The 17545-nt window shown below is 54.9% G+C and carries 16 protein-coding genes and 1 other annotated feature; of the genes, 4 read left to right on the top strand and 12 right to left on the bottom strand.

Features of this window, described 5'->3' with window-relative positions:
• Positions 1–108: 108 nt before the first annotated feature.
• The gene (gene dnaJ, locus DSD31_RS21825) at positions 109–1245 is read right to left on the bottom strand and encodes a molecular chaperone DnaJ (RefSeq protein ID WP_004857710.1); all 1137 of its coding nucleotides are present in this window, start codon (positions 1243–1245) and stop codon (positions 109–111) included.
• A gap of 87 nt (positions 1246–1332) precedes the next feature.
• Complete coding sequence (gene dnaK, locus DSD31_RS21830; protein ID WP_004857708.1) at positions 1333–3249, bottom strand: molecular chaperone DnaK; 1917 nt, start codon at positions 3247–3249, stop codon at positions 1333–1335.
• Between the two features lie 440 nt (positions 3250–3689).
• On the opposite strand from dnaK, the gene satP reads away from it, so the two are divergent.
• Positions 3690–4256, top strand: coding sequence for an acetate uptake transporter (gene satP / locus DSD31_RS21840; RefSeq protein ID WP_004857706.1), 567 nt, complete (start codon positions 3690–3692; stop codon positions 4254–4256).
• A gap of 46 nt (positions 4257–4302) precedes the next feature.
• On the opposite strand, the gene DSD31_RS21845 is transcribed toward satP, so the two are convergent.
• The 3 genes from DSD31_RS21845 to tal all read right to left on the bottom strand — a co-directional run bounded on the left by DSD31_RS21845 (position 4303) and on the right by tal (position 7387).
• The gene (locus DSD31_RS21845) at positions 4303–5613 is read right to left on the bottom strand and encodes an MFS transporter (protein ID WP_004857704.1); all 1311 of its coding nucleotides are present in this window, start codon (positions 5611–5613) and stop codon (positions 4303–4305) included.
• 122 nt (positions 5614–5735) lie between these two features.
• Entirely contained in the window at positions 5736–6323 is a 588-nt protein-coding gene (gene mog, locus DSD31_RS21850) for a molybdopterin adenylyltransferase (RefSeq protein ID WP_015585183.1), read from the bottom strand.
• A 110-nt stretch (positions 6324–6433) separates the two neighbouring features.
• The gene (tal, locus tag DSD31_RS21855) at positions 6434–7387 is read right to left on the bottom strand and encodes a transaldolase (protein ID WP_004857701.1); all 954 of its coding nucleotides are present in this window, start codon (positions 7385–7387) and stop codon (positions 6434–6436) included.
• A 203-nt stretch (positions 7388–7590) separates the two neighbouring features.
• Here tal and DSD31_RS21860 point away from each other — a divergent pair, with 203 nt between their 5' ends.
• Together DSD31_RS21860 and yaaA are read left to right on the top strand one after the other, a co-directional pair.
• Positions 7591–9021: an alanine/glycine:cation symporter family protein gene (locus DSD31_RS21860; protein WP_015585184.1), complete on the top strand. Its 1431-nt coding sequence runs from the start codon at positions 7591–7593 to the stop codon at positions 9019–9021.
• 77 nt (positions 9022–9098) lie between these two features.
• Positions 9099–9875 carry a peroxide stress protein YaaA gene (gene yaaA / locus DSD31_RS21865; RefSeq protein WP_004857698.1) on the top strand — a complete coding sequence of 259 codons (777 nt, stop codon included), beginning with the start codon at positions 9099–9101 and terminating at the stop codon, positions 9873–9875.
• A 41-nt stretch (positions 9876–9916) separates the two neighbouring features.
• On the opposite strand, the gene DSD31_RS21870 is transcribed toward yaaA, so the two are convergent.
• The 7 genes from DSD31_RS21870 to yjjY form a co-directional block, all read right to left on the bottom strand.
• Positions 9917–10204, bottom strand: coding sequence for a DUF2502 domain-containing protein (locus tag DSD31_RS21870; RefSeq protein ID WP_032716546.1), 288 nt, complete (start codon positions 10202–10204; stop codon positions 9917–9919).
• A gap of 225 nt (positions 10205–10429) precedes the next feature.
• Positions 10430–11716 (bottom strand): threonine synthase, encoded by a 1287-nt coding sequence (gene thrC / locus DSD31_RS21875; protein ID WP_004857695.1) that lies wholly within the window; start codon positions 11714–11716, stop codon positions 10430–10432.
• A 3-nt stretch (positions 11717–11719) separates the two neighbouring features.
• Positions 11720–12649: a homoserine kinase gene (gene thrB, locus DSD31_RS21880; RefSeq protein WP_113991305.1), complete on the bottom strand. Its 930-nt coding sequence runs from the start codon at positions 12647–12649 to the stop codon at positions 11720–11722.
• A gap of 1 nt (position 12650) precedes the next feature.
• The gene (gene thrA, locus DSD31_RS21885) at positions 12651–15113 is read right to left on the bottom strand and encodes a bifunctional aspartate kinase/homoserine dehydrogenase I (protein ID WP_004857691.1); all 2463 of its coding nucleotides are present in this window, start codon (positions 15111–15113) and stop codon (positions 12651–12653) included.
• A 25-nt stretch (positions 15114–15138) separates the two neighbouring features.
• Positions 15139–15256 (bottom strand) — a sequence feature (Thr leader region).
• On the bottom strand, positions 15195–15263 hold the full coding sequence (gene thrL, locus DSD31_RS21890) for a thr operon leader peptide (protein ID WP_071824685.1): 69 nt from the start codon (positions 15261–15263) through the stop codon (positions 15195–15197). (Overlaps the previous feature by 62 nt.)
• 212 nt (positions 15264–15475) lie before the next feature.
• The gene (locus DSD31_RS21895) at positions 15476–16162 is read right to left on the bottom strand and encodes a tRNA/rRNA methyltransferase (protein ID WP_004857688.1); all 687 of its coding nucleotides are present in this window, start codon (positions 16160–16162) and stop codon (positions 15476–15478) included.
• Positions 16163–16558: 396 nt separating this feature from the next.
• Positions 16559–16699, bottom strand: a complete 141-nt coding sequence (gene yjjY / locus DSD31_RS21905) for a YjjY family protein (protein WP_049268126.1) — start codon at positions 16697–16699, stop codon at positions 16559–16561.
• 95 nt (positions 16700–16794) lie between these two features.
• On the opposite strand from yjjY, the gene arcA reads away from it, so the two are divergent.
• Positions 16795–17511, top strand: coding sequence for a two-component system response regulator ArcA (gene arcA, locus DSD31_RS21910; protein ID WP_002887843.1), 717 nt, complete (start codon positions 16795–16797; stop codon positions 17509–17511).
• Positions 17512–17545 lie beyond the last annotated feature (34 nt).

Raw genomic sequence — 17545 nt, forward strand, 5'->3', positions numbered from 1 at the left:
CGGCAAAGTGCGACTCTGACCGGGGGATTCAGCCATCATTAACAGATAGCGGGCTGGAAACAAAAAAGCCACTTTAACAATAAAGTGGCTTTTCAGAATCGCAGTAGATTAGCGCGTCAGGTCGTCGAAGAATTTCTTCACGCCATCAAAGAAACTTTTGGAGCGCGGGCTGTTTTTTTCACCCGTTGGGCCGCCAAAACTTTCCTGAAGATCCTTCAGCAGCTGTTTCTGTTTTTCATTAAGCCCTACCGGCGTTTCAACCACCACGCGGCACAGCAGATCGCCCTGCGCGCCACCGCGTACGGATTTCACGCCTTTGCCACGCATGCGGAATAGCTTACCGGTCTGCGTTTCGCCAGGCACCTTCAGATTGACGCGGCCATCCAGCGTCGGGACTTCAATCTCGCCGCCGAGGGCAGCCATGGTGAAGTTGATCGGCACTTCGCAGTACAGGTTATTGCCTTCGCGCTCAAAGATAGCGTGCTGCTTAACCTGGACCTGAACGTACAGATCGCCAGCCGGAGCGCCGTGCTCGCCCGCTTCGCCTTCGCCTGAAAGACGAATACGATCGCCGGTATCAACACCAGCCGGGATTTTGACCGACAGGGTTTTAGTCTTCTCGACACGGCCGTGACCGTGGCATTTGTTGCACGGATCCTTAATCAGCGTACCGCGTCCCTGGCAATGCGGACAGGTTTGCTGAACGGCGAAGAAGCCCTGGCGCATCTGCACCTGACCGGCACCGTGACAGGTTGGACAGGTTTGCGGTTTGCTACCGGCTTTCGCGCCGCTGCCGTGGCAGACGTCACACTCTTCCAGCGTCGGGATGCGAATCTCTTTAGTCACGCCGCGAACGGCTTCTTCCAGCGTCAGGTCCATGTTGTAGCGCAGGTCAGCGCCACGCGCCGCACGCTGACGGCCACGACCGCCGCCGAAGATATCGCCAAACACGTCGCCAAAGATATCGCTGAAATCGGCACCGCCGCCAAAACCACCGCCGCCGCCGCCCATGCCACCTTGTTCAAAGGCGGCGTGGCCGTACTGATCGTAGGCCGCACGCTTCTGGTCATCAGTCAGGATTTCATACGCTTCTTTAATTTCTTTAAACTTCGCTTCGGCTTCTTTATCACCCTGGTTACGGTCCGGGTGGTATTTCATGGCCAGGCGCTTGTAAGCCTTTTTGATTTCACGCTCTTCCGCTGTTTTGGAAACGCCCAAAATCTCGTAATAATCTTGCTTTGCCATTGGTGTTTTTCAGCCCCTTAACATGCGTGCACGGGCGGAGAGGAAACCTCTTCGCCCGTGCCAGTGTTTTACCCGTTCAAAGGGCGATTATTTTTTGTCTTTCACTTCTTCAAACTCGGCGTCAACGACATCGTCGTCTTTCGCGTTGCTTTCAGAAGCTTCAGCACCGCCAGCCTGCTGCTGAGCGTGTTGCTGCTGAGCAATTTCCATCAGCTTCTGGGAAGCCTGAGCCAGCGCCTGCATTTTCGCTTCAATGTCCGCTTTGTCTTCACCTTTCAGTGAAGTTTCCAGCGCGGTCAGCGCAGACTCGATGGCAGTTTTGTCGTCAGCCGGCAGTTTGTCGCCCGCTTCTTCAACCTGCTTACGCGTGCTGTGCAGCAGATGGTCGCCCTGGTTACGGGTCTGAACCAGTTCTTCGAACTTACGGTCAGATTCAGCGTTCGCTTCCGCATCACGAACCATTTTGGCAATTTCTTCTTCGTTCAGACCAGAAGAGGCCTTAATGGTGATTTTCTGCTCTTTACCGCTGTTTTTGTCTTTGGCGGACACGTGCAGGATACCATCAGCATCGATGTCGAAGGTGACTTCGATCTGCGGCATACCGCGCGGTGCCGGGTTAATCCCATCCAGGTTGAACTGACCCAGTGATTTGTTATCGGAAGCGCGTTTACGCTCACCCTGAATCACGTGGATGGTTACCGCAGACTGGTTGTCTTCTGCAGTAGAGAACACCTGGCTGTGCTTGGTCGGGATAGTGGTGTTCTTGTTGATCAGCGCAGTCATCACGCCGCCCATGGTTTCGATACCCAGCGACAGCGGGGTAACGTCCAGCAGCAGAACGTCTTTGACTTCACCAGTCAGTACACCACCCTGAACCGCAGCACCGATCGCCACAGCTTCATCCGGGTTAACGTCTTTACGCGGCTCTTTACCAAAGAACTCAGCCACTTTCTTCTGCACCATTGGCATACGAGTCTGACCACCAACCAGGATAACGTCCTGGATGTCAGACACGGACAGACCCGCGTCCTGCAGCGCAACCTTCAGCGGCTCGATAGAACGGTTCACCAGATCTTCAACCAGGCTTTCCAGTTTCGCACGAGTCACTTTGATGTTCATGTGTTTCGGACCGGTGGCATCTGCAGTGATGTACGGCAGGTTCACGTCGGTCTGCTGAGCGGAAGAAAGCTCGATTTTCGCTTTTTCAGCCGCTTCTTTCAGACGCTGCATGGCCAGCGGATCGTTACGCAGGTCAATGCCCTGATCTTTCTTAAACTCATCAACGAGGTAGTTGATCATACGGCTATCGAAGTCTTCACCACCCAGGTGGGTATCACCGTTGGTTGCCAGAACTTCGAAGGTTTTTTCGCCGTCAACTTCGTCGATTTCGATAATAGAGATATCGAAGGTACCACCACCGAGGTCGTAAACCGCGATAGTACGGTTGCCGACTTCTTTATCCAGACCGTAAGCCAGTGCAGCGGCGGTCGGTTCGTTGATGATACGTTTGACTTCCAGACCTGCGATACGGCCGGCATCTTTCGTTGCCTGACGCTGAGCATCGTTGAAGTATGCAGGTACGGTGATAACCGCTTCAGTTACCGGCTCACCCAGGTAATCTTCAGCCGTTTTCTTCATTTTTTTCAGCACTTCAGCAGAAATCTGCGGCGGCGCCATTTTCTGACCTTTCACATCAAGCCATGCGTCGCCGTTGTCGGCGCCGATGATTTTGTACGGCATGATGGATACGTCACGCTGAACTTCTTCGTCCTGGAAGCGGCGACCAATCAGGCGTTTAATCGCAAACAGGGTGTTTTGCGGGTTTGTCACTGCCTGACGTTTAGCCGGCTGACCAACCAGAGTTTCACCATCCTGGGTATAAGCAATGATAGAAGGCGTGGTGCGATCGCCTTCGGCGTTCTCCAGCACACGTGCAGTAGTGCCATCCATAATCGCTACACAAGAGTTGGTAGTACCCAGGTCGATACCAATAATTTTACCCATCTAAACGTCTCCACTAAAAATTCGATCAACATGTGGTTGTAAACCTGTAATAAGGGCGAAACCTATGGTTTCAACTGCCCAGACATCATTTTTTTCAGGTTCATTCACTGCGGTTGACTACAAGATGGGGTCGCCCACCGCTTCCTCAAGGGGGCAAGCAAAAAAATTTTTCACTTTCTTGCCGGGTAAAGAGACGAATAAACAAGGCCGACTGAATAAACCGGTAAAAAAGCGGCTTTTATCGATAACACGCGTCCCGCCAGACGCCTCCGCACCCGGCTGCCGATAGCGAACGATCGCCATTTATCCGCGCCAGCGTAAATTGGCGAAAAATACCCCGCCAGATCATAGACAGTTACCCTGCGCCTCATTATGATGCCGCGCCCCGTCACCGAGTGGCGGGGTAATGCTTCCCTTTCTAATCATTATTCTGAGGAATTATGGGCAACACTAAGTTGGCTAATCCGGCACCGCTGGGCCTTATGGGCTTCGGCATGACCACTATTCTGCTTAATCTGGCAAATAGCGGCCTGTTCGCGTTTGATGTAGCTATCCTGGCGATGGGCATTTTTTACGGCGGTATTGCGCAGATTTTCGCAGGCCTGCTGGAATTTAAAAAAGGCAATACCTTTGGTTTAACCGCTTTTACGTCCTACGGTGCCTTCTGGCTGACGTTGGTCGCTATTCTTCTCATGCCGAAAATGGGCCTGGCAGAAGCACCTGATGCGCACTTCCTCGGCATGTATCTCGGTCTGTGGGGAGTCTTCACATTGTTTATGTTCTTCGGTACCCTGAAAGCCGCACGAATGCTGCAATTCGTGTTCCTCAGCCTGACCGTTCTGTTTGCGCTGCTGGCAATCGGTCACCTGGCAGATAATGAAGGTCTCGTAAAAATCGCGGGCTGGATTGGTTTAGTCTGCGGCGGTAGCGCTATTTATCTGGCAATGGGTGAAGTACTGAACGAACAGTTTGGTCGCACCGTACTGCCGATCGGCGCACCTCATTGATAAAAATACCCTCGTCCCGACGGGCGAGGGTATTGCTCGCAGAACGTTAAGGCAGGCGCTGCAACTCCCCGCCGGCGGCAGCCACATCACGGTTCATCCCCTGGCGCAGCCAGATCCCTAATCCCAGCCCCATCAGCGAAAGCGCCAGCACGTACCATGCAGGTGCCATCGGCGAAACGCCCATCAGCATGGTCACGGCAATCGGCGTCAGACCGCCAAAAATGGCGTAAGAGACATTATATGAGAAGGAAATGCCGGTAAAGCGAACCTCCGCCGGGAAAGCGCGCACCATGACGTAAGGTACGGCGCCCACAACCCCGACGCATAATCCCACCGTGCCATACAGCAGGAACAGCTGCTGTGGACTGCTGCCGGAAAGGTGATAGAACGCCCAGCTGGAGAGCGCCAGTAGCAAACTGCCGACGATGAACGTGCGGCTGGCGCCAAAACGATCCGCCGCCAGCCCTGCCAGCAGACAGCCGATGCAGAGCATAATGGTGGCAATACTGTTGGCCTGCAGGGTGATGGCCGGGGCAAAACCGTAGTGCTTTTGTAGCCAGACCGGTGACATCAGGATCACCACCACCACGCCGGCGGATAACAGCCAGGTCAGCAGCATGGAAACCACCACCGCTTTCTGGTGTTTCAGCACCACCGATTTGACCGGCAGCTCCTGTGCTAACGCCTTACGCTGCTGCATTTCGAGAAATATCGGCGTCTCCTGCAGCCAACGACGCAGATACATGGCCACCAGACCAAATACGCCGCCTAACAGGAAGGGAATACGCCAGCCGCCGTCGTGAATCCCCTGTGGCGTCAGGCTGGTATTAATCAGCGTCGCGACCACCGATCCCAGTAGAATGCCAACCGTCAGGCCCGCAGTGAGGGTGCCGCAGGCGATACCAATGCGCTTTTCCGGCACGTGTTCGGCGACAAAAACCCAGGCGCCGGGCACTTCCCCTCCGATTGCCGCCCCCTGCAGAATGCGCATCAGCAACAGCAGCAGCGGCGCGGCAATGCCTGTCGACGCGTAGGTCGGCAGCAGACCAATCGCCAGCGTCGGCAATGCCATCAGCAGAATGCTCAGGGTGAACATCTTCTTGCGCCCGACCAGATCGCCGAAGTGGGCCATAATAATGCCGCCCAGTGGACGCGCCAGGTAGCCCGCGGCAAAGATGCCGAAGGTCTGCACCTGACGCAGCCATTCCGGGATATCCGCCGGGAAGAACAGTTCGCCAACGACGGCGGCGAAGAAGACAAAGATAATGAAATCATAAAACTCCAGCGCGCCGCCAAGGGCGGCCAGCGTCAGGGTTTTATAATCTTGTCGATTCAGAGGTCGGGTATGTTGTGACATAACGAGCGATTCATCCAGAGGTGTGTAGGTGTCATCACGAAATGTGTAAAGTAAAAAACACTATATCGTAAATAAAACGGCACACCACCGACAATGCAGGTTATGTCAGGAAAGTATTAAATTCAGGATAAAGTTTCGCGCCTCGCGCTTTTTGGGCGAAAAGCCGCTACAACTTCCGCGTCTGTCTCCACATACGGCCCCTCCAGCAACTGTACACAATAAGGTACACTTGCGAAGATCCCGTGCACCAGAACCTTGCCGTCAGCATCTTTAACGCCTTCAAGGGTTTCCTGAATGGCTTTCGGCTGGCCCGGCAGATTCAAAATCAACGCCTGCTTGCGGATAACGCCAACCTGACGAGAAAGGATAGCCGTCGGAACGAAGTGTAGGCTAACCTGGCGCATTTGCTCACCAAATCCTGGCATAACGCGGTCGGCGACGGCCAGGGTGGCATCCGGCGTCACGTCGCGTCGGGCCGGACCGGTCCCGCCGGTAGTTAACACCAGATGGCAGGCCATCTCGTCAACCAGCTCACACAGCGTTTGTTCGATAATCACCTGTTCGTCAGGGATCAGACGGGTCTCGAGCTCAAAGGGGGTCGTCAGCGCACGCGCCAGCCACTCTTCAAGTGCCGGGATGCCTTTATCCTGATAGACGCCGCTGGAGGCGCGATCGGAAATGGAAACTAAGCCGATTCGTAAGGTATTCATCGTTATTCCGTTCAAACAGTACAATTAGACGGAATGATACACGCTGGAAGGAAATACAGACAGAGTTCAGGAGAAGTAGCGTGACCAGGAGCCCGGCCACGCCCAAATGATTACAGCAGGTCGCCGATCATTTTTTCCAGTTTTTCCTGGTCGATCGCAAACTTACGGATACCTTCCGCCAGCTTGTCCACCGCCATCGGATCCTGGTTGTGCTGCCACAGGAACTGGGCTTCGGTGATGCGTTCCGGACGCGCTTTTACTTCGCCGCTGAACGCCAGTTTACGCTCGATAGCCCCTTCGCTTTCCGCCAGCTCTTTCAGCAGAGCCGGAGCGATGGTCAGGCGATCGCAGCCGGCCAGCTCAAGGATTTCACCGACGTTACGGAAGCTTGCGCCCATCACGACAGTTTCATAACCGTGCTGCTTGTAGTACTCGTAGATCTCACTGACGGAAACGACGCCCGGATCTTCAGCCGGCGCGTACTCTTTCTTATCGGTGTTCGCTTTGTACCAGTCGAGAATACGACCAACGAACGGAGAGATCAGGAATACACCCGCTTCAGCACAAGCGCGAGCCTGAGCGAAGGAGAACAGCAGAGTCAGGTTACAGTTGATGCCTTCTTTTTCCAGCTGCTCGGCAGCGCAAATACCCTGCCAGGTGGAAGCCAGTTTAATCAGAATGCGATCGTTGCCGATGCCCGCATCGTTATACAGTTTGATGATGCGTTTCGCTTTCGCGATAGATGCCTGGGTGTCATACGAGAGGCGCGCATCAACTTCGGTCGAAATACGGCCTGGAATCAGCTTAAGAATTTCGAGACCAATGTTCACCGCCAGCTTATCGGAAGCATCGATAATCTGCTGAGCGCGATCGCTGCTCTGGCCGCGGGCCCACTCGACAGCGTCATCAATCAGCTTACGGTACTCAGGAATCTGAGCCGCGCCGAGGATCAAAGAAGGGTTAGTCGTGGCATCCTGAGGCTGATACAGCTTCATTGCCGCAATATCTCCGGTATCAGCTACGACAGTGGTGTACTGACGCAGAGAAGTCAATTTATCCGTCATGATAGTGTTTCTCTTAAACAGCAGTTAAGGGGATGTAACCGGTCTGCCAAGATGATAACACGCTGCATGTTCAGCGCAACTGCGGACCATGCAAGAGCGCAGAGTGTGATAAACTGGATGAATTAATTCTCTGAAAGCTAAGGGATTGTCACTGAATTGGTAACGCTTACACTAGCGTTCCGGCATGGACAAGAGGATGGTTAATGCCTGATTTTTTCTCTTTTATCAATGAAATACTCTGGGGCTCCGTAATGATTTATCTGTTACTGGGCGCCGGCATCTGGTTTACCTGGCGAACAAAATTCATTCAGTTTCGTTATGTTCGCCAGTTTGGGAAAAGTCTAAAGAAAAGCCTCCAGCCTCAGCCCGGCGGATTAACCTCTTTCCAGGCCCTGTGCACCAGCCTCGCGGCGCGCGTGGGCAGCGGCAACCTGGTCGGCGTCGCGCTGGCTATCTCCGCCGGCGGACCCGGCGCCGTCTTCTGGATGTGGGTTTCTGCGCTGCTCGGCATGGCCAGCAGCTTTGCCGAATGTTCTCTTGCCCAGCTCTACAAAGAACGCGATGCCCACGGGCAATTTCGCGGCGGCCCGGCCTGGTATATGTCCCGGGGTTTAGGAATGCGCTGGATGGGCATCGTGTTTTCTATCCTGCTCCTGCTGGCCTATGGGGTTATTTTTAACACCGTGCAGGCCAACTCCATCGCGAATGCGATGACCTATGCCTTTGACCTTCCCGCTATCGTTACCGGTTGCGCGCTGGCACTGGTGATCCTGCTGGTTATCGTGCGGGGTTTGCGGGGCGTGGCGAAGCTATTGCAGTGGATTGTGCCGCTGATGGCTCTGCTTTGGGTGACCACCAGCCTGCTGATTGGCCTCTGGCACATTACGGCGCTGCCGGCCATTTTCGAGTCCATTTTCCGCAGCGCGTTCGGCTGGCAGGAAGCCGCCGCCGGCGCAGTGGGCTATACCATCAGCCAGGCGCTGACCAGTGGTTTTCAGCGCGGTATGTTCTCGAACGAAGCGGGGATGGGGTCAACGCCTAACGCCGCGGCGGCAGCGGCTTCCTGGCCTCCGCATCCGGCGGCGCAGGGGATCGTGCAAATGATTGGCGTCCTCATCGATACGATAGTTATCTGTACCGCCAGCGCCGTCATTATCATGCTGGCGCCGCTAGACGACGCGGAAGATGCCGCGAACGGTATCCAGAGCATCCAGCACGCCATGACATCACTGGTCGGCGGCTGGGGGGCGGGATTCGTGGCGATCGTCGTGCTGCTCTTTGCCTTCAGTTCTATCGTCGCAAACTACATCTACGCTGAAAATAACCTGATATTTCTGCGCATTAACAGCCCTCGTCATATCTGGGCGCTGCGGATCCTCACTCTGGTCATGGTTATCGCCGGCACGCTGGTCGGTTTGCCGGTTGTCTGGCAGCTGGCGGATACCATTATGGCGCTGATGGCCATCACTAACCTGACCGCTATTTTACTGCTGTCGCCTACGGTACGGATCCTGGCCAGTGATTATCTCACCCAGCGACGACTGGGCGTACGACCGACCTTTGACGCCACGCGCTACCCGGAAATTAACCAGCAGCTGGCGCCTGGAGCCTGGGATGAAGTGCCGCGTGAATAGCGCGGCAATCGCAGCTATCGATCCCACCGCGCTCTTTTTTTGTTAAAGTCACGGAAAATTCCCTGCAAGGACCGGATATGCTGATTCTTATTTCACCTGCCAAAACGCTCGACTACCAAAGCCCGCTGGCCACAGCACGCTACACCCAGCCTGAACTTCTGGAGTATTCCCAGGAGCTGATCGGCGTCGCGCGCCGGCTCTCGGCGCCACAGATCGGCAAACTGATGAGCATCAGCGATAAGCTGGCGGATCTGAATGCGACCCGCTTTCATGACTGGCAGCCGGACTTCACGCCGCAAAACGCGCGCCAGGCCATTCTGGCTTTTAAAGGCGACGTTTATACCGGACTGCAGGCAGAAACCCTCAGCGAAGACGATTTCGATTTTGCCCAGCGACATTTGCGTATGCTTTCCGGCCTCTACGGCGTGCTGCGCCCGCTGGATCTGATGCAGCCCTATCGTCTGGAAATGGGCATTAAGCTGGAAAATAGCAAAGGCAAAGATCTCTACCAGTTCTGGGGCGAGGTGATTACCGATAAACTCAATCAGGCGCTGAAAGCTCAGGGAGACGATATCGTGATTAACCTGGCTTCTGACGAATACTTCCGGTCGGTGAAGACAAAACAGTTGCAGGGAAGAATCATTAAGCCCGTGTTCCTCGATGAGAAAAACGGCCAGTTTAAAGTGATCAGTTTCTATGCCAAAAAGGCGCGCGGGTTAATGAGCCGCTATATCATTGAAAACCGCTTAACCCAGCCTGAACAGCTAACCCGTTTCAACAGCGAAGGCTATTTCTTCGACGCCGAAGCCTCCGGTCAGAAAGATGAGATGGTCTTTAAACGCCACGAACGCTAATTCCCCTCCCGGCCGCCCTCATGGCGACCGGGAGGGAAGACTTAGTGATGGCGCCAGTCACGATCCGGGCCGCGGCCGCGATCGTGGTCATCATGATGATCATGGCGATGCTCATCGTGCGCGCGCCAGTGGTTATCGCGCCAGTCATAATGACGGCCCCACCATTCGTGGTCGCGCCAGCGACCGCCGTCCCAGTAGTTACCGTAATTGTCGCGATCGCCAATTTGCAGTTTGACTGCCGGCACCAGCGTGATCTCCGATGCGTGAACCACAGCAGGAGCCACCAGCGACATCGAAAGCGCAAGGATCACAGACTTCAGCGTTGACATAGGTTTCCCCTTCATTAACAGTCCCCGCATGGGGGCGATAACCAAAGATTACCCCTGAGCAACGGTGCGGGTTATTCTCCGCAATCCTAATCTTTGCCCCCCGGCATTTATTGGTAATTCATCCATTTTCCCTGCCTTTTTTCTGCATAATTCCTCCTTTTTCGCCGATAAAAAAGCCGGGCGTAGAGGCCCGGCCTGAGAACATCGTGCGGCGAAAAAAGGCCGTTATGCTTTGCCCATCATCAGCTGGCGCAGCGCGGCGAAATCCGCCGGCAGATTATGCGACAGCAGCGGCAGGTCGGCGCGATCGGCCAGCTCTTTCGGTAGCGGCAGCGTCTCCTGGAGGATCTCTTCGACGCTCTCCTTGAATTTCGCCGGGTGCGCGGTACCGAGGAACAGACCGTATTCGCCCGGCTGCAGCTGGTCGCGCAGCGCGCGCCAGGCGATGGCGGCGTGCGGCTCTGAGGTGTAACCAATAGCTTTTAGCTCGCGCATCGCCTGTTTGGTGGTTTCATCGTCCACGGCGGCATAGCCCAGCTCGTTCAGACGCCAGATTTTGCGACGGAACAGCTCTTCCACGCGCGGCCAGTTGTTCGGCTGGCTGACGTCCATGGCGTTAGACAGCGTCGCCTGAGTCGCTTTCGGCGCCCAGTTGCCGTCCTGCAGGAAGCGCGGCACGGTGTCATTGGCGTTGGTGGCGGCAATAAAGCGCTTAATCGGCAGCCCTAAAGACTTCGCCAGCAGACCGGCGGTCAGATCGCCAAAGTTACCGCTCGGTACGGAGATGACCAGCTGGTTGCGGGCTTCCTGCGGCAGCTGTGCGACCGCTTCGAAGTAGTAGCAAATCTGCGCCAGCAGACGACTGATATTGATGGAGTTCGCCGAGTTCAGGCCCAGAGCAACCTTCAGCTCTTCGTCGTCAAACGCCTGTTTCACCAACGCCTGGCAGGCGTCGAAATCGCCATCAATCGCCACGGTTTCAATGTTGCCGCCCAGGGTGCAGAACAGTTTTTCCTGCAGCGGGCTGATCTTGCCGCGCGGATACAGAATAACGACTTTGACATTCGGCAGGCCGTAAAACGCATGCGCAACTGCCGCGCCGGTATCACCGGAGGTGGCGGTCAGAATCGTCACCGGTTTGTCGCCGGCGATATGGGTCAACATCTGCGCCATAAAGCGGCCGCCGAAATCTTTAAACGCCAGCGTCGGGCCGTGGAACAGCTCCAGGCAGCCAATATCATCCTGCACCTTGCTGACCGGAGCCGGGAAGGTGAAAGCGGCGGCGATGCGCTCTTTGAGGATCTCCTGCGGGATCTCGTCGCCAATAAAGGCCGACAGAATTCTGGCGCTGCGGGAGGCCAAATCCATCTCCAGCATGTCGTCAATTTCAGTCAGGCTAAATTCCGGCAGATCGTGCGGAAAGAACAGCCCCTGTTGCTTGCCAAGCCCCTGCGTAACGGCCTGCGCAAAGCTGACCTGTTCGTTATGATCTTTTAAATTATAGAGTTTCATTGGTTATCCCACTACTCGTGCGCCCGCCGTATCCAGCCGGCAAATATGAACGAAGCCTTCCTGATTCTGCAGATAATGCGTGCCCAGCCAGTCCGCGACGCGCTGCGCGGTTTCCGGCTTATCGCATAGCGCAAACAGCGTCGGGCCGGAGCCTGAGATGCCGCACGCCTGCGCACCGATCTCCATCGCCGCCTGACGCGCTTCGCTGAAGCCCGGCAGCAGTTTGGTGCGATACGGTTCGGCAATTACATCTTTCATCAATTTCGCTGCCAGCTGCGGCTGGCGGGTGTAGCAGGCATGAATAAAGCCCGCCAGGTGACGACCGTGAGCGATACAGTCCTGGCGGCGATACTGCGCCGGGAGGATGGCACGCGCTTCCGCCGTCGAAACTTTAATTCCCGGATAAGCCAGCACCCACAGCCATTCGTCAAAACCCGGAACCTGCTGGCTGATGATGCCATTCTCTTCAATCATCAGCTGCATGCCGCCCAGGTAGCAGGGCGCAACGTTGTCATAGTGGATGCTGCCGGAAATGAGCCCTTCCATCTCCCCCATCAGCGCCAGCATGCGCATCTCATTCAGCGGCTTACCGCAGAATTCATTCATCGCCACCAGCGCGGCGACGACAGAACAGGCGCTGGAGCCGAGACCGGAACCAATCGGCATGTTTTTTTCCAGTACCATCGACACCGGAACCTTTTTGCCGATTTCCTGACAGAAACGCTCCCAGCACTGGTAAACAATGTTTTCCTGCGGCGCTGAGGGCAGCTTGCTGGCAAAGCGGCCAACGTTTTGCAGGCTGAAACTGTCCGCCGCCTCGACCGAAACGTTGTCCCCCAGCAGGGTGCCATCGACCGGCGTCACCGCCGCGCCCAGCACATCAAACCCGACGCTCATATTGGCACTGGAAGCCGGGGCATATACTTTGACCATCTTAAACTCCTAACTTCCATGACAGGGTGCGCAACAGGTCAGCAAACACACCGGCCGCCGTAACGTCATTACCTGCACCATAGCCGCGTAGCACCAGCGGCAGCGGCTGATAATAATGGCTGTAAAAGGCCAGGGCGTTTTCACCATTTTTCACTTTGAACAGCGGATCGTTACCGTCAACGGCGGCAATTTTCACGCGACAGGTTCCATCCTCTTCGATGTTACCGACGTAACGCAAGACTTTACCTTCATCACGAGCCTGGGCAACCCGGGAAGCAAACTCGTTATCCAGCGAAGGCAAGCGTGCCATAAAGCTCTCAACGTCGCCGCTGGCATCAAATTGTGCAGGCAGTACCGGTTCGACGACAATGTCAGACAGCTCAAGCTCACGGCCGGTTTCACGAGCCAGAATCAGCAGCTTGCGCGCAACATCGACGCCTGAAAGATCGTCTCGCGGATCCGGTTCGGTATACCCCATCTCGCGCGCCAGCGTTGTTGCCTCGGAGAGATTCATGCCCTCATCCAGCTTACCGAAAATAAACGACAGTGATCCGGAAAGAATACCGGAGAAGTGCAGCAGCTCATCGCCAGCGTTGAGCAGGTTTTGCAGGTTTTCAATTACCGGCAGACCGGCGCCAACGTTGGTGTCGTAGAGGAATTTGCGTCGCGAGCTGCTGGCGGCATGGCGCAGCTGATGGTAGTAATCCAGCGAGGAGGTATTGGCCTTTTTGTTCGGCGTCACCACGTGGAAACCCTCGCGCAGGAAATCGGCGTACTGATCGGCGACCGCCTGACTGGAGGTACAGTCGACGATAACCGGGTTCAGCAAATGGTACTCTTTGACCAGACGAATCAGGCGGCCCAGGTTCAGCGACTCTTTCGCTTCGGCCAGCTCCGCGCGCCAGTTCTCGAGATTCAGCCCGTGCACGTTAGTCAGCAAGGCCTGTGAATTAGCCACGCCGCAGACGCGCAGGTCGATATGTTTGTTCTTCAGCCAGCCCTGCTGACGCTTGATCTGTTCAATCAGCGCGCCGCCGACGCCGCCGACGCCGATAACAAAGACCTCAATCACCTGATCGGTGTTGAACAGCATCTGGTGAGTTACGCGTACTCCGGTGGTCGCATCATCATTGCTGACCACCACGGAAATAGAACGCTCGGAAGAGCCCTGGGCAATCGCCACGATATTGATATTAGCGCGGGCCAGCGCGGCGAAGAACTTCGCCGAGATCCCGCGCAGCGTACGCATACCGTCGCCCACCACGGAGATGATCGCCAGACGATCCATGATCGACAGCGGCTCCAGCTGGCCCTCTTTCAGCTCCAGATAGAACTCATCTTCCATCACCCGTTTTGCGCGTGCACAGTCGCTCTGCGGTACGCAGAAACTGATGCTGTATTCCGATGACGACTGGGTAATCAGCACGACTGAAATTCCGGCGCGGGACATGGTGGCAAACACGCGGGCGGCCATACCGACCATGCCTTTCATCCCCGGACCGGAGACGTTAAACATCGCCATATTATTGAGGTTAGAAATGCCTTTGACCGGCAGACCGTCTTCATCAAGGCTAGCGCCGATCAGCGTGCCTGGCGCCTGTGGATTACCGGTATTCTTGATCAGGCAGGGAATCTGGAACTGAGCGATAGGAGCAATGGTGCGCGGATGCAGAACTTTCGCCCCGAAGTAGGAGAGCTCCATCGCTTCCTGATATGACATCGACTTCAGCAGACGCGCATCGGGAACCTGACGCGGGTCGCAGGTATATACCCCATCGACGTCGGTCCAGATTTCACAACAGTCGGCGCGCAGGCAGGCGGCCAGCACGGCAGCAGAGTAGTCTGAGCCATTGCGTCCCAGCACCACCAGCTCCCCTTTTTCGTTCCCGGCGGTAAACCCGGCCATCAGCACCATATGGTCGGCCGGAATTTGGCTGGCGGTAATGCGGCGAGTCGATTCAGCGATATCGACAGTGGATTCGAGGTAATGGCCAACGGCCAGCAGTTTTTCGACGGGATTTATCACGCTAACTTTGTGCCCGCGAGCTTCCAGCAGGCCCGCCATGACGGCGATAGATAGCTTCTCACCGCGGCAAATCAGCGCGGCGTTGACGCTATCCGGGCACTGACCAAGCAGGCTGATACCGTGCAGCACGTGTTTAATCTGGGCAAACTCTTGCGCGACAACGGCTTTCAGCTGTGCCAGCGGGAACCCCGGTTGCGCGTCGGCGAGGCCCTGCAGCAGTTCAGCAAAAATGCGTTCAGCGTCGGAGATATTGGTGAGCGCGTCCTGGCCGCCGATGGTTTTTTCAATCATCGCAACCAGATGGTTGGTAATTTTCGCCGGGGCAGACAGGACGGTTGCTACCTGCCCCTGCCTGGCATTGCTCTCCAGAATATCGGCAACCCGCAGAAAACGTTCTGCATTTGCCACTGATGTACCGCCGAACTTCAACACGCGCATGGTTGTTACCCCTAGATTTTTTGTCGAAAAAAAAGCCCGCACTGTTCAGGTGCGGGCTTTTTTCTGTGTTTCCTGTACGCGTCAGCCCGCACCGTTACCTGTGGTAATGGTGATGGTGATAATGGTTGTCATCATGCTGATGCGTTTCATGGATGTTGTGTACTCTGTAATTTTTATCTGTCTGTGTCCTGTGCCTATATTGGTTAAAGTATCTGCCGGTTTAAGTCAACGAATTTTTACATTTCACCCGCTACGCTGCAGCGGGCCAATGCGCCACAATGACCTGACAATTCACCTGAATTTGCGATACGCAGCGCTTGATACTGGCAGATATAACCATACTTAAAACTTATAGCAGAACTTTACTCTGGCAGGTTTTTTTCAATATCGTGTAGTAATCGGTGCAACATTGCGGTGTCTCGCTGCTCTAAAAGCCCAATTCGCTGCTGGAGCCAGTCGGTCAGTTTGAGGTCTTCAGCCACGCCCAGTCGGGTCAATAAATCGAGCGCCCGCAGACGTAATGCCTGCAGCTGATTTTCATCGACGCCGGCAGAAACGGCCGACGTCTGCTGAACCAACGCGCTCAATTGATAGCAATAAACCATCACCGACTGCCCTAAGTTAAGCGAAGGATAGTCGGCCACCATCGGCACGCCGGTCAGCACATCAGCCAAAGCCAGCTCTTCGTTAGTCAGCCCGGAATCTTCCCGACCAAATACCAGCGCCGCATGGTTCATCCACCCGGCTTTCTCCGCCATCAGCGGCAGCAGCTGCTGCGGCGTGGCGTAGTAATGGAAGCGCGCCCGGCTGCGGGCCGTTGTCGCAACGGTAAAGTCAACGTCATGCAGCGCCTGTTCCAGCGTTGGATAAGTGCTTATGTTATCGAGAATATCTCCGGATCCATGCGCAACCCAACGCGCCGCAGGCTGAAGGTGGGCATCGCTGTCAACGATACGCAGGTCGCGAAAACCCATTGTTTTCATCGCGCGTGCCGCCGCGCCAACGTTTTCTGCCCTGGCCGGGGCGACTAATACAATAGATACGTGCATGGTGGCTCTCTTCTACTCTCTCACGCGGCGAAAATGAAAAGCATCCCCATTTTACGCGGCGAAAATTTACAAATTTGCAACAAAAATCACTAAAATTGCGCGTTATTACCCATAAAAAAGCCTAAACTGTTTCCAACGAACCACGGGACGGAGTATGTTAACAGAACGCATTTATCCATATGTTTGCCAATGATATTTGTCGCAACCGCGCTGAACGGTCATTGGATTCAACATGTTTATCAATTTACCAGCGCAACCATTTGAGCTGTGTAAGATTTGTAACTATAAATAGCATTTTAATGCAATGATTTCACAAGACTGTTAACGTGCTACAATTGAATTTGATATATGTCAACGAAGCGTAGTTTTATGGGGTGTTCAGCCTCTCTTAGCCTGTTATATTGCTGTTAAAATGGTTAGGATGACAGCCGTTTTTGACACCGTCGGGTCCAGAGGGAAAGTACCCACGACCAAGCTAATGATGTTGTTGACGTTGATGGAAAGTGCATCAAGAACGCAATTACGTACTTTAGTCATGTTACGCCGGGCATGTTAATTTGCGACATGTACCAGGCAGGTCAGGGACTTTGGTACTTCCTGTTTCGATTTAGTTGGCAATTTAGGTAGCAAACATGCAGACCCCGCACATTCTTATCGTTGAAGACGAGTTGGTAACACGCAACACGTTAAAAAGTATTTTCGAAGCAGAAGGTTATGATGTGTTCGAAGCGACCGATGGCGCGGAAATGCATCAGATCCTGTCTGAAAATGATATCAACCTGGTGATCATGGATATCAACCTGCCAGGTAAAAATGGTCTCCTGTTAGCGCGTGAACTGCGTGAACAGGCTGACGTCGCGCTGATGTTCCTTACCGGCCGCGATAACGAAGTTGATAAGATTCTGGGCCTCGAAATCGGCGCTGATGACTATATCACTAAACCGTTCAACCCTCGTGAACTGACTATTCGCGCACGCAACCTCCTCTCCCGTACCATGAATCTGGGTACCGTGAGCGAAGAGCGTCGCAGCGTAGAAAGCTACAAGTTCAACGGCTGGGAACTGGATATCAATAGCCGTTCGCTGGTCAGCCCAAATGGTGAGCAGTACAAGCTGCCGCGCAGTGAATTCCGCGCGATGCTGCACTTCTGCGAGAACCCGGGCAAGATCCAGTCACGTGCTGAACTGCTGAAGAAAATGACCGGCCGTGAGCTTAAGCCGCACGACCGTACCGTTGACGTGACCATCCGTCGCATTCGTAAGCATTTCGAATCTACTCCGGATACGCCGGAAATCATCGCCACGATTCACGGCGAAGGTTATCGCTTCTGCGGTGACCTGCAGGAATAACATTCGTTTTCCTGCTCCCGCAACGTAAAAACGG

The organism is Klebsiella sp. X13, from assembly GCF_003323835.1.
In the GTDB taxonomy this organism is placed as follows: Bacteria; Pseudomonadota; Gammaproteobacteria; order Enterobacterales; family Enterobacteriaceae; genus Klebsiella; species Klebsiella ornithinolytica.